This window comes from Aureimonas sp. D3, assembly GCF_001463805.1.
Classification (GTDB): Bacteria; Pseudomonadota; Alphaproteobacteria; order Rhizobiales; family Rhizobiaceae; genus Aureimonas; species Aureimonas ureilytica_A.
In genome coordinates this window covers 1-11575 of sequence record NZ_BBWM01000046.1, presented here as the reverse complement: position 1 = coordinate 11575, position 11575 = coordinate 1, and the positions used below count along the sequence as shown (strand labels likewise).

The following is an 11575-nucleotide window of genomic DNA, read 5'->3' as shown; positions in this document are numbered from 1 at the left end:
TCGGAACTCCTCGAATTGTGGCGCAATCATTCTTGAATGTACGGCCGATCTCGCGCACAAAATTCGAAAGATCGCCCTCCGACGCCATCATCTTCGAAAGCCGCGCCATTTCATGCCGGACCTCGACAACACCGACCGCAAGATCATCCGCGCCCTGCGCCGCGACGGGCGGATGACGAATGTCGCCTTGGCGGGCGAGGTCGGTTTGTCACCATCGGCCTGCCTGCGCCGTGTGCAGATTCTGGAGGAAAGCGGCGTCATCCGCGGATACACCGCCATCGTCGCCGGAGCCGAGGGTCGGGAGGGCCATGTGGTGATCGTGCGCATCAGCCTGGAGCGGCAGACCGAGGATGTGCTGCGCCGCTTCGAAGCGGAGGTTCTGAAACATCCCGAAATCCGCGAATGCTATCTCATGACCGGCGAAGAGGACTATCTCCTGCGCCTCGAAGCCGCCGGAGCGGGCGACTATGAGCGCATTCACAAGGAGGTGCTGTCGCGCCTGCCGGGCGTCCAGCGGATCAATTCGAGCTTCGCCATCCGCAGCGTGCTTTGAGAACGAAAAAAGCCCGCCGCTCGGGATGGAGCGACGGGCTTTTGAAGGCTTCGAATGTCGGTCGGTTTATTCGCCCGACGTCTCGCCGGCCGCGACGGCGCGGCTTTCCTGCGTCTTCAACTCGTCCAGCGCGGGCATGGACATGATGTTGTAGCCGGCATCCACATAGTGGATTTCGCCCGTCACGCCCTTGGACAGGTCCGACAGGAGATAAAGCGTCGAGTTGCCGACTTCCTCATGCGTCACGTTGCGGCGCATGGGCGCGTTGCGGCGCTGGTAGTTCAGCATCAGGCGCGCGTCGGAGACACCCGCGCCCGCCAGCGTGCGCAAGGGGCCGGCTGACACGGCGTTGACGCGGATGTCGCGCGGGCCGAAATCGGCCGCGAGATAGCGCACGGAGGCTTCCAGCGCCGCCTTGGCAACGCCCATCACGTTGTAGTTCGGCATGACGCGCATCGAGCCGCCATAGGTCAGCGTCACCATGGAGCCGCCCTCGTTCATCATCGCAGCCGCGCGCTTGGCGACTTCGGTGAAGGAGAAGCAGGAGATCACCATGGTGCGCGAGAAGTTCTCGCGCGTCGTGTCGGCGTAGAGGCCCTTCAGTTCGTTCTTGTCGGAAAAGCCGATCGCGTGGACCAAGAAGTCGATCTGGCCCCATTCCGCTTTCAGCGTCTCGAACAGGGCGTCCACCGAGGCGATGTCCTCGACGTCGCAATCCACGAGCAGGGTCGAGCCGATTTCGGCCGCCAGCGGGCGCAGGCGCTTGCCGAAGGCTTCGCCCTGATAGCTGAAGGCGATCTCGGCGCCCTGGGCCGCCATGGCTTTCGCCGCGCCCCAGGCAATGGAATTGTGGTTCGCGACGCCCATCACGAGGCCGCGTTTGCCCTTCATCAGATCATTCATCGAAAGGGCTTTCTCAGTTGGGTACGCGCTGGAAGACCAGCGTGGCATTGGTGCCGCCGAAGCCGAAGGAATTGGACAGGGCGATGTCGATCTTGGCATCGTCGATGCGCTGGCGCACGATCGGAACGCCCTCGAATTCCGGGTCTAGTTCCTGAATATGGGCGCTTTCGCCCACGAAACCCGCCTGCATCATCAGAAGCGAATAGATGGCTTCCTGCACGCCCGCCGCGCCCAGCGAATGGCCGGTGAGCGACTTCGTGGACTGGATATGCGGGATGGCGTCGCCAAACACTTCGCGGATCGCGCCGATCTCCTTGCTATCGCCGACCGGCGTCGAGGTGCCGTGCGTGTTCACGTAGTCGACCCTGCCGTTCACCGTGGCAAGCGCCTGACGCATGCAGCGGATCGCGCCTTCGCCCGAAGGGGCCACCATGTCGTAGCCGTCCGAGGTCGCGCCGTAGCCGACGAGTTCGGCATAGATCTTGGCGCCGCGCGCCTTCGCCCGCTCGTATTCTTCCAGAACCACGACGCCCGCGCCGCCCGCGATCACGAACCCGTCGCGGTTCTTGTCATAGGCGCGCGAGGCCGAGGCCGGCTGGTCGTTGAAGTTGGAGGACATGGCGCCCATGGCGTCGAAGAGGTTCGACATGGTCCAGTCGAGGTCTTCGTGGCCGCCGGCGAACATCACGTCCTGCTTGCCCCACTGGATCATCTCCGCCGCATTGCCGATGCAATGGGCCGAGGTCGAGCAGGCCGAGGAGATCGAGTAGTTGACGCCGTGGATCTTGAACCAGGTCGCCAGCGTCGCCGAGGCCGTGGACGACATGGCCTTGGGCACCGCGAAGGGGCCGATGCGCTTGGGGCTGTTGTTCTTGCGCGTGATGTCGGCGGCCTCGATCAGCGTGCGCGTCGAGGGGCCGCCCGAGCCCATGATGATGCCGGTGCGTTCGTTGTTCGAGATGTCCTTCTCGTCCAGCCCGGAATCGGCGATCGCCTGCTTCATGGCGACATGGTTCCAGGCGCCGCCCTGGCTGAGGAAGCGCATGGCGCGACGGTCCACGAGGTCGGTCACGTCGAGATTGGGTTTGCCCCAGACGCGGCACTTGAAGCCGTTCTCGGCGAAATCCTCGGAGAAGCTGATGCCGGACTTCGCCTCGCGCAGCGAGGCCGTGACCTCGCTGAGATCGTTGCCGATCGAGGACACGATGCCCATTCCGGTCACGACGACCCGCCTCATGGCCTAACTCCTTCTTGGGGTCCGCTGGGACCGCCTATAATCTGTCAGTGTTTGCGCTCAGCCGCCGACCGAGGCATCCGCTTCGCCGTCCTTGAACAGGCCGACGCGCAGGTTGCTGGCGCGGTAGATGACCTCGCCATCGGCCTTCATCCACCCTTCCGCGATGCCGAGCTTGAGCTTGGAGCGCATGACGCGGCGGAACTCGACGCCGTATTCCACGAGCTTGACCTTGGGCGTCACCTGGCCGGAGAACTTCACCTCGCCGACGCCGAGCGCGCGCCCGCGCCCTTCCTCGCCCAGCCAGCCGAGATAGAAGCCGGTGAGCTGCCAGAGCGCGTCGAGGCCGAGGCACCCCGGCATGACCGGATCGCCCTTGAAGTGGCAGTCGAAGAACCAGAGATCGGGCGAGACGTCGAACTCTGCACGGATCGAGCCCTTGCCGAACTCGCCGCCATCCGTCGTCACCTCGGTGATGCGATCGAACATGAGCATGGGCGGCAGCGGCAATTGCGCGTTGCCCGCACCGAACAGTTCGCCCCGGCCGCAGGCCAGAAGATCGTCCTTGTCGAAGTGGGTCTTGCCTGTCGTCATTGCCTTGCCCGTTTCCTCACGGCACTCTCGAAGGCCGCGTTCGTCGCGAAGCCCTTAGCACGGGTGCGTTCAAGGGCAAATGCGTCAGCCCTCGCTTGGATTCAACGTTTCTTCAATCTTTCCTCTCGCCTTTCTTGCGCCCATCTCCCCGCGTCATGCAGGCAGATGCCCGGCGGACAGGGCGAAACGAGGGCGGAGATGGATGGCGTATCAGGGGTTTGCGGCCGGGGCGGCGCTGATGCTCGTACTGGCAGGCCCTGCGCACGCGCAGGAATGGCGCGGCGAGACGGCTGGCGGATCGGTGCGCGCCGCCTATACGCAAAAGGGGCGGCCAGCGGGCGTGCAGTTCGAATGCGAAGCGCCGGGGCGGCTTCGCACCATCGTCTCGGGCACCGGCGCGCGCTACCCGGAAGGCCGCCCGGCGACGCTGGTTTTCAGCGTCGACGGCGTGGCGACCCTGCTGCCCGCCAAGGCCGAGGCCGAGCCGCACGGGCCGGGCTCGCGCTTCGTGCGCTCCGACAAGGCGGCCGAGATGAAGCCGCTCTTCGATCGGCTGAAGCGGGGCAAGGAACTGGAACTTTCCAGCCCGGCGGGGTCCTTTCGCCTGCCGCTCAAGGGCTCGGGCAAGGCTCTCGCGCTTCTTGCGGAGCGGTGCAGCTGATGCGCGCGAGGCGCAATTGTTCTTTTAGGCCGAGGGGATTATGCTGTCACGAGAACGCGGTCTTGCGGTGCAGCGCACGGGGCCGTAAAAGCGGAATATAAGACTCAACATTACGGCGAAGCATCATGGACAATCGGGCCAAGCCCTCGCAGGACACATCACGGGACGCCCATCGGGCATCGTCGTTTTGTGTGTTCGAACGTCTGCGCTCCGCCGGCCTGCGGCCGACGCGCCAGCGCGTGGCTCTGTGCAATCTGATCTTCGGCGCGGGCGACCGGCATCTGTCGGCCGAAGAGTTGCACGAGGAGGCACACCGCGCCGGTGAGCCCGTCTCGCTCGCCACCGTCTACAACACGCTGCACCAGTTCACCGATGCCGGCCTTGTGCGTCCGCTCTCGGCGGAAGGCCAGCGCACCTATTTCGACACGAACACGTCGGATCATTTCCACTTCTTCGTGGAATCCGACAACACGATGATCGACATTCCCGACGGTGCGATCAGCGTCGAGAACATTCCCGCGCCGCCCGAGGGCATGGAGATCGTCAATATCGACGTGGTGGTGCGCGTGCGCCGCAAGCGCGAGAAGACCAGCCTTTCCTGATGCTGAAAGGCGGCATCCGCCGCCTTTTTCATGTTCTCGCGAGGATCGCATGAAAAAAGGCCGGGCCCATGGGGCGCCGGCCTTTTTCCGTTCGGGCATTCCCGCCGTCGGTTCAGAACCGCTCGTCGGGATACACACCCCACATTTCGTTCTGCGAGACGAAGCCGCGACGCCCGCCCGCTTCCACTTCGCACCAGCTGAAGGAGCACTCGCGCACTTTGGCGACGACACCCGGCTCCATTTCGGCCACCACGGAGGAATCGGCGGCGGCCGAGCGGTGCACCGTGACCAGCGCGCCCTTCTTGCTCTTCAGCCAGGGAGCGGCCAAAGCGGTGCGCTCGCCCGACAGAAGCGAGTGATAGACCCAGCCTTCCGTCCCGTCCGCATCGCGAATACGCCGCCAGAGATCGTATTCCTGGATGATCTCGACCGGCAGGCCGGGCTTGGTGAAAAGCCAGGACACCGCGTAGTCCTTGCCGGGGCCGACGCGCAGGTTCACGCGGGCCGACTTCAGCGACACGAAACGGGGCAGGGGCAGCTTCCGGCTCATATCCGGGTCCTGTCCCTCTTCCGCGGCGGCGGGCATGGCCGACTCGGGCCGCGTCGCGGCGGCGGCGGGCGTCTGAGCTTGCACATGCGAGGCGAGCGTCAAAAGGGCGAGGGCGGACAGAAGCGAGCGACGGAGCGAAACGGAGGGGAACATCAAGGCTTTATGAACTCCGGCAGGAACCTCTCCACCATCGCTCATCGCGGTTAACGAACCCTTCCCGAAGCTGATCTTCTTTTCGTGAACCTGAGCATCAGGAATAAGACTCCGCTAACGCTGCCGCGCGCCGGGTCTCAGCCTACAAGAGATTCTCAACTCGAAAAGGTTGTAATGCCTCACTTACGTTCGAAGGGGCACGTCATGCGGTTTACGATCAGGCAGAAACTCGCGGGCGGCTTCGCGATTGTTTTGGTGGCCATGGCGGCGGTTGGCTTCATCGGGATCGACAGCCTCGGCCGGTCCAACGATCGATTCATGAACTTCCACGATCGGCCCTTCGCGCAGAGCCTTCGGCTCGCCGACATCCGCGCCGATCTGTTGGACGCCGGGCGCGTCGTCAATCGCTCGCTTCTCGTCACCGACCCGGCCCGTCACAGCGAGATGGACCGGACCATCGATGCGGCGCTGGCAAGGGCGAAAGCCGGTATCGACACCTATCGCTCCCACACCCGCCTTGCGGTCGATCAGGTGGACACGCTGCGCGATGCCGTCGCGCGCTATGAGGCGGCGACTACCCACGCGCGCAAGCTGCGTGGAACGCCGGAAGCGCTTGGGATCATCGAACGCGAGGCGGTGCCCGCCATGAAGGTCATTTTGGACAGCGTCGGCGCGCTTTCGCAACTGCAACAGCAGACCGCGGCCGAGGAAACCCAGCGTTCGGAAAACGCCTATTACTCCACCCGCAACATTCTCGTCGCGATCGTCACCGCTGCCGTTCTTCTCGGCCTTGGCGCAGCCGTCTGGCTGAGCCTTCTCGTCAACCGGGGGCTTTCCGTCGCCGTTGCGCAAACCGAGCGGCTCGGCAGGGGCGAGATCGCCGAGGCCATTCGCCATGGGCGCCGCGACGAGATCGGCACGCTGCTCGACCGGTTGGAAGAGACGCGCGCCCGCCTGCGGGACATCTTGTCCGAAGTGCGCGCGTCGGCCGATCAGGTGGCCGCAGGCTCCAGCCAGTCGGCCGTCGCGGCCGAGCAATTGTCGTCGGGCGCGACGGAACAGGCCGCCGCCTCCGAACAGGCCTCGGCGGCGGTGGAGGAGATGACCGCCAATCTGCGCCAAAGCGCCGAGAACGCCGGGCAGACCGAGGCGATCGCGCGGCGCGCCTCGCAATCGGCCCGCGAGACGAGTGAGGCGATGATCGGCTCCGTTCAGGCGATCCACACGATCTACGAGCATATCCGCATCGTGCAGGACATCGCGCGCCAGACCGATCTCCTGGCCCTGAACGCCGCGATCGAGGCGGCACGCGCCGGTCAGCACGGCAAGGGGTTCGCCGTGGTTGCCTCCGAGGTGCGCAAACTCGCCGAGCGTTCGCAGCACGCGGCGAGCGAGATCGCAACGCTGTCGGACTCGACGCGCCGTGCGTCTGACGAGGCGGGCCGCAAGCTCGCCGAAATGGTGCCCGACATCGAGCGCACGGCCGAACTCGTCATGGAGATTTCCGCCGCCGCGCGAGAACAGTCGGTCGGCGTCAGCCAGATCAACCAGGCGATCCAGCAGCTCGATCAGGTCACGCAGTCGAACGCCGGGGCGTCCAACGAATTGTCCGCGACGGCCGTGCAACTGGCCAGCGAGGCGTCCCGCCTCAACGAGCGAGCCAGCTATTTCCAGATCCATGCCAAGGACGACGCGCCGGCCGCCGTGGCCGAGCGGCCTTCATCCGGGAAGGCTCAGCCTCAGGCCGCCCCCTCCTTGCGGGATGAGGATGCGTTCTTCGACGCCGGTGATCAGCCTGTTGCTCTACGTCGACGCGCTTGATGCGGAAGCGCGTCGAAGATCGATGCCGCAGCCTTCGATCCCTCAGCCCTTCACTTTCGGGCGACGGTAGCGGATTTCCTCGAAGCGCATCCGCAGCGTATCCACCAGAAGCAGGCGGCCGATCAGCGGCTCGCCCGCGCCGGTCGCCAGCTTGATCGCCTCGCAAGCGGCGAGCGTGCCGAGAATGCCGGTGACGACGCCCAGAATGCCGGCCTCCGCGCAGGTCGGCACGAGGCCGGCGGCCGGCGGCTCGGGAAAGAGGTCGCGGTAGCGCGGATGACGCCGGCCCTCGCCATTCGGCTGGAAGGGCACGAGGACGGTCAGCGAGCCGGAAAAGCGCTGCACGGCCGCCGTCACCAAGGGCTTCTCCAGCTGCTCGCAGAGATCGGCCAGCGCATAGCGCGTCGCGAAGTTATCCGAGCCGTCGATCACGATGTCGTAACCGGCGATGATGGCCGCTCCGTTCTCGCCGTCCAGCCTGATCGCGTGGGGCTCGACGGTGACATGCGGGTTCAGGCGCGCCAGCGCATCCCGCGCGCTGTCGAGCTTCGGGCGTCCGATATCGGGCGTGCCATGTAGGATCTGGCGCTGGAGATTGGAAAGGGACACGGTGTCGTCGTCCACGATCCCGAGCGTGCCGACGCCCGCCGCCGCCAGATAGAGCGCGACCGGCGAGCCGAGACCGCCCGCCCCCAGAATCAGCATCCGCGAGCGCTTCAATCGCTGCTGCCCCGGCCCGCCGACATCGGCCAGCACGAGATGGCGGGCGTAGCGTTGCAACTCGTCGCCCGAAAGGGGAGGGGCATCCGTCATAGAGCGGCTCCGTTGCGGATTTCGACCATTTGTGCGCGGCCGGCCAACGCGTCGAACAAGGCCGCGTCCGTGCCGGTCAGGAAGGCCTGAACGCCCAGATCGTCCAGAATGTCGAACAGGGCGGCGCGGCGGCCGGGATCGAGATGGGCGGCGATTTCGTCCAGAAGCAGAAGCGGCGTCATGCCGCTCGACGCTTCCACGAGGCGCGCATGGGCGATCACCAGACCGACGAGAAGGGCCTTCTGCTCGCCCGTGGAGGAGAGCGCGGCCGGCATGGATTTGGCGCGGTGAATGACGTCTAGATCGCTGCGATGCGGCCCTTCCAGCGTGCGCCCGGCCGCGCGGTCGAGCCCGCGCCGGGCGCGCAGGCGCGCGCCGATCCGGTCTTCGAGGTCCACCGCCGCGCCCTGAAGATCCAGCTCTTCGTAGCCGGATTGAAGATGCAGATTGGCAACCGGAAAGGGCGAGCCGCCGATGCTTTCGATCGAGCTGCGCAACCGCTCCACCAGATCGGCGCGGGCGAGCGCGATGGCAAGACCCAACTCGGCCATCTGCGCTTCGATGCCTGAGAGCCAGCCATCGTCCATCCGGTCCTCGGAGAGGAGCCGGTTGCGCCCGCGCATGGCCTTCTCGTAGTCGAGCGCGCGCCTTCCATGGCCAGGATCGACGGTCAGAACCATGCGGTCCAGAAAGCGGCGGCGCTCGGCGGCGGGGCCGGTGAAGAGTCCGTCCATGGCCGGCGTCAGCCAGACCACGCGCAGATGATCGAGAAGCTCGTCGCCCGTGCGCGCCTGCGCGCCGTCGATGCGCAGGATGCGGTTCGCGCCATTCTCCTCGTCCGGGCGCACCAGCGTCAGGAGATCCCTGACATCGCCATCTTCTTCCCGCAGGCGGGCGCGCACGGAAAAGCCGCCCGAGCCGCGCGCGCGCGCGATCTCGCCATAGCTCGCCCGGCGCAGGCCGCGCCCGGGCGAGAGAAGCGACAGCGCCTCCAGAAGATTGGTCTTCCCCGCGCCGTTGTCGCCATGGAACACGACAAAGCGCGAACTCAGATTGAGGCTGAGGGTCGGGTAGTTGCGGAAGTCCACGAGGCCGAGCCCGGCCACGCGAATGCGCGCATCGGGGCCGGGCGCTGGATCGGATGGCATGGATTGAAGATCGGGCGCCGGCCTCAAACGCGCATGGGCATCAGAACATAGAGCGTGCGCTCGTCGCCCCCGTCCTTGATCAGCGTCGGCGAGCCGGGATCGGCCATCATGAACACGGCCGACTCGCCCGACAGCTGCCCGGTGATGTCGAGGAGATATTTGGCGTTGAAGCCGATTTCCAGCTCGTCGGAGTCATAGCCCACGGCCAGTTCCTCGGTCGCCGTGCCGGCATCGGGCGAATTGACGGTGAGCACGAGCTGGCTGGCCGAGACCGCGAGCTTCACCGCCCGGCCGCGCTCGGACGAGATGGTCGAGACGCGGTCCACCGCATGGGCGAAGCTCTGGCGATCCAGCGTCAGCGCCTTGTCGTTGCCGGTGGGGATGACGCGCTGATAGTCGGGGAAGGTGCCGTCGATCAGCTTGGAGGTCATGACGACCGGGCCGATCGTGAAGCGGATCTTGGAGTCGGACAGCTCCACATCGACCATCTCGGCGCCTTCGCCGAGCAGTTTCTGGATTTCCGACACGGCCTTGCGCGGCACGATAATGCCCGGCATCCCTTCGGAGCCGGCCGGCGCGTCGGTTTCGGCGCGGGCGAGGCGATGCCCGTCCGTCGCGACCGAGCGAAGCTGCAGCGCGCCGCCCGATTCCAATGTGTGGAAGAAGATGCCGTTCAGATAATAGCGCGTCTCTTCCGTCGAAATCGCGAATTGCGTGCGCTCGATGAGGCGCGCGAGATCGCCGGTCTTCAGCTTGAAGGCATGGGTGAAGGTGCCGGCCGTGATGTCCGGGAAGTCTGCTTCCGGCAGGCACTGAAGGCGGAAGTTCGAGCGGCCCGAGGTGACGGTCATCTGCCCGCCGTTTCCGTCGGTCTGGAGCATGACCTCCGAGCCGTCGGGCAGCTTGCGCACGATGTCGTAGAGGAGATGGGCGGGCACGGTGGTCGCGCCCGGCTGCTCGCTCATGGCCGGCACGGTTTCGGTGATCTCGATGTCGAGATCGGTCGCCTTTAGTCGCATGCCCGCGTCTTCCGTCTTCAAGAGGACGTTGGACAGGATCGGGATCGTGTTGCGCCGCTCCACCACGCGCTGCACGTGGCTCAGCGACTTGAGGAGGTTCGACCGCTCGATGAGAATACGCATGGCGAAAAGACCGTTCGGGAACTTGAGGATGCGCCGAGAACCGGCACCCGCGCAAAGGTCCGAACCTTGTAGAATAGGACCAAGGGCGGGCGCAAAAGAAAAAGCGCCTGCGGGCCGGCCTTGCGCGGAAGCGGGCGGGCCAGGGCCAAGCGCCGAAGCGTGCTGCGCGGGCGGCCCGCCCCCATGCGGCCGAAAGACCGCCGAATGGAAGGTCCGGTGCGCTGATGCCCGGACCTTCGATCGAGGGCGTTTCGCCTGCGCTTATTCCTCGATCATGCGGCGGATGACGTCGAGCTCTTCAGCGAGCTTCTGGTCGCTCGCGCGCTCGGCCTCGATCTTGCGCACCGCGTGAAGCACGGTCGTATGATCGCGCCCGCCGAATCTACGGCCGATCTCGGGCAGCGAGCGCGGCGTCATGGTCTTGGCGAGATACATGGCGATCTGGCGCGGGCGCACGATGGTGCGCGTGCGCCGGGCCGAGAGGATGTCCGTGCGCGACACGTTGTAATGGCGCGAGACGAATTTCAGGATGTCCTCGATCCGCACCCGCTTTTCGCCGCCCGCGCGGGTCAGCTGGTTCAGGAGGTCGTCGAGATGCTGGTTCGAAAGCGGCTGGCCGACCGAGTGGCGGAAGGCGATCTGGTTGAACGCGCCTTCGAGGTCGCGGCCCGAGCCGGTCACGCGCCGGGCGATCGTGTCGAGCACGCCCTCGTTGATCGCAAAGCTCGGATCGGCGGCCTTCATGGCATCGACGCGCGCGGCGATGATGCCCTTGCGCATGTCGAAGTCGGGCGAGACGATCTCGATGGCGACGCCGCCGGCGAGGCGCGAGCGCACGCGGCTGTCGAGCGATTCCAGCTCGAAGGCCGGCCGGTCCGCCGCCACGATGACCTGCCGCGCGGAATCGATCAGCGCGTTGAGAAGATGGCAGAATTCCTGCTGGATCGACTTGCCCTGCAGGAACTGCATGTCGTCGATGATCAGGATGTCGATGCCGCGCAGGTTCTCCTTGAAGTCGAGCGCCTGGTTGTCGCGGATCGCGGTGGCGAAGCGCCACATGAAATATTCGGCCGTGAGATAGACGACGCGCGGGCGATCCTCGCGCTCCAGCGCCGCATTGGCGATGGCTTGGAGGAGGTGCGTCTTGCCCAAGCCCACCGAGGCATGGAGGAAGAGCGGGTTGAAGCGCACCGACTGCGGCCCGTTTTCGGCGATCGAACGCGCGGCGGCGAGCGCCACGCGGTTGGACGCGCCTTCCACGAAGCTCTCGAAGACATAGCGCGGATCGAGCGGCGAGCCGAAATCGCTCTGCGGGCGGACGGTTTCGACGCCGGCCGCGCGCTCGGCTGTCGCCGCGCGGGGCGTCGGCGCGGGCAGGGCTTGGGCGGCGGGCGTGAGAGC

The 11575-nt window shown here is 66.0% G+C and carries 12 protein-coding genes; 4 read left to right on the top strand and 8 right to left on the bottom strand.

Annotated features, from left to right (window positions below; all coding sequences use genetic code 11):
* The first annotated feature begins 112 nt into the window (after positions 1-112).
* Positions 113-553 (top strand): Lrp/AsnC family transcriptional regulator, encoded by a 441-nt coding sequence (locus AUL36_RS13745; protein ID WP_019995972.1) that lies wholly within the window; start codon positions 113-115, stop codon positions 551-553.
* 66 nt (positions 554-619) lie between these two features.
* Here the strand turns inward: AUL36_RS13745 and fabI are convergent, their stop codons facing one another.
* Genes fabI through fabA form a run of 3 tightly spaced genes read right to left on the bottom strand, consistent with a single transcriptional unit; the run spans position 620 to position 3284 of the window.
* On the bottom strand, positions 620-1456 hold the full coding sequence (fabI, locus tag AUL36_RS13740; protein ID WP_062221709.1) for an enoyl-ACP reductase FabI: 837 nt from the start codon (positions 1454-1456) through the stop codon (positions 620-622).
* A gap of 13 nt (positions 1457-1469) precedes the next feature.
* Positions 1470-2693 (bottom strand): beta-ketoacyl-ACP synthase I, encoded by a 1224-nt coding sequence (fabB, locus tag AUL36_RS13735; RefSeq protein WP_062221707.1) that lies wholly within the window; start codon positions 2691-2693, stop codon positions 1470-1472.
* A 57-nt stretch (positions 2694-2750) separates the two neighbouring features.
* The gene (gene fabA, locus AUL36_RS13730; protein ID WP_058599931.1) at positions 2751-3284 is read right to left on the bottom strand and encodes a 3-hydroxyacyl-[acyl-carrier-protein] dehydratase FabA; all 534 of its coding nucleotides are present in this window, start codon (positions 3282-3284) and stop codon (positions 2751-2753) included.
* A gap of 202 nt (positions 3285-3486) precedes the next feature.
* On the opposite strand from fabA, the gene AUL36_RS13725 reads away from it, so the two are divergent.
* Complete coding sequence (locus AUL36_RS13725; protein WP_062221705.1) at positions 3487-3945, top strand: hypothetical protein; 459 nt, start codon at positions 3487-3489, stop codon at positions 3943-3945.
* A gap of 125 nt (positions 3946-4070) precedes the next feature.
* Positions 4071-4547: an iron response transcriptional regulator IrrA gene (gene irrA / locus AUL36_RS13720; protein ID WP_082640212.1), complete on the top strand. Its 477-nt coding sequence runs from the start codon at positions 4071-4073 to the stop codon at positions 4545-4547.
* 112 nt (positions 4548-4659) lie between these two features.
* Here the strand turns inward: irrA and AUL36_RS13715 are convergent, their stop codons facing one another.
* Positions 4660-5133, bottom strand: coding sequence for an SH3 domain-containing protein (locus AUL36_RS13715; protein WP_244493394.1), 474 nt, complete (start codon positions 5131-5133; stop codon positions 4660-4662).
* Positions 5134-5454: 321 nt separating this feature from the next.
* Here AUL36_RS13715 and AUL36_RS13710 point away from each other — a divergent pair, with 321 nt between their 5' ends.
* Positions 5455-7071 carry a methyl-accepting chemotaxis protein gene (locus AUL36_RS13710; protein ID WP_062221701.1) on the top strand — a complete coding sequence of 539 codons (1617 nt, stop codon included), beginning with the start codon at positions 5455-5457 and terminating at the stop codon, positions 7069-7071.
* Positions 7072-7113: 42 nt separating this feature from the next.
* Here the strand turns inward: AUL36_RS13710 and AUL36_RS13705 are convergent, their stop codons facing one another.
* The 4 genes from AUL36_RS13705 to dnaA form a co-directional block, all read right to left on the bottom strand.
* Complete coding sequence (locus AUL36_RS13705; RefSeq protein ID WP_062221699.1) at positions 7114-7884, bottom strand: molybdopterin-synthase adenylyltransferase MoeB; 771 nt, start codon at positions 7882-7884, stop codon at positions 7114-7116.
* The gene (gene recF, locus AUL36_RS13700; RefSeq protein ID WP_062221696.1) at positions 7881-9032 is read right to left on the bottom strand and encodes a DNA replication/repair protein RecF; all 1152 of its coding nucleotides are present in this window, start codon (positions 9030-9032) and stop codon (positions 7881-7883) included. The genes AUL36_RS13705 and recF overlap by 4 nt, the downstream gene beginning before the upstream one ends.
* A gap of 23 nt (positions 9033-9055) precedes the next feature.
* The gene (gene dnaN / locus AUL36_RS13695) at positions 9056-10174 is read right to left on the bottom strand and encodes a DNA polymerase III subunit beta (protein ID WP_062221694.1); all 1119 of its coding nucleotides are present in this window, start codon (positions 10172-10174) and stop codon (positions 9056-9058) included.
* A 261-nt stretch (positions 10175-10435) separates the two neighbouring features.
* The coding region (gene dnaA, locus AUL36_RS13690) for a chromosomal replication initiator protein DnaA (RefSeq protein WP_062221692.1) at positions 10436-11575 on the bottom strand (1140 nt) is incomplete at its 5' end.

Excerpts from the sequence above, each read along its gene's own strand:
- AUL36_RS13745 (WP_019995972.1), top strand. The coding sequence starts at position 113 with ATGCCGGACCTCGACAACACCGACCGCAAGATCATCCGCGCCCTGCGC.
- fabI (WP_062221709.1), bottom strand. The coding sequence starts at position 1,456 with ATGAATGATCTGATGAAGGGCAAACGCGGCCTCGTGATGGGCGTCGCG.
- fabB (WP_062221707.1), bottom strand. The coding sequence starts at position 2,693 with ATGAGGCGGGTCGTCGTGACCGGAATGGGCATCGTGTCCTCGATCGGC.
- fabA (WP_058599931.1), bottom strand. The coding sequence starts at position 3,284 with ATGACGACAGGCAAGACCCACTTCGACAAGGACGATCTTCTGGCCTGC.
- AUL36_RS13725 (WP_062221705.1), top strand. The coding sequence starts at position 3,487 with ATGGCGTATCAGGGGTTTGCGGCCGGGGCGGCGCTGATGCTCGTACTG.
- irrA (WP_082640212.1), top strand. The coding sequence starts at position 4,071 with ATGGACAATCGGGCCAAGCCCTCGCAGGACACATCACGGGACGCCCAT.
- AUL36_RS13715 (WP_244493394.1), bottom strand. The coding sequence starts at position 5,133 with ATGCCCGCCGCCGCGGAAGAGGGACAGGACCCGGATATGAGCCGGAAG.
- AUL36_RS13710 (WP_062221701.1), top strand. The coding sequence starts at position 5,455 with ATGCGGTTTACGATCAGGCAGAAACTCGCGGGCGGCTTCGCGATTGTT.
- AUL36_RS13705 (WP_062221699.1), bottom strand. The coding sequence starts at position 7,884 with ATGACGGATGCCCCTCCCCTTTCGGGCGACGAGTTGCAACGCTACGCC.
- recF (WP_062221696.1), bottom strand. The coding sequence starts at position 9,032 with ATGCCATCCGATCCAGCGCCCGGCCCCGATGCGCGCATTCGCGTGGCC.
- dnaN (WP_062221694.1), bottom strand. The coding sequence starts at position 10,174 with ATGCGTATTCTCATCGAGCGGTCGAACCTCCTCAAGTCGCTGAGCCAC.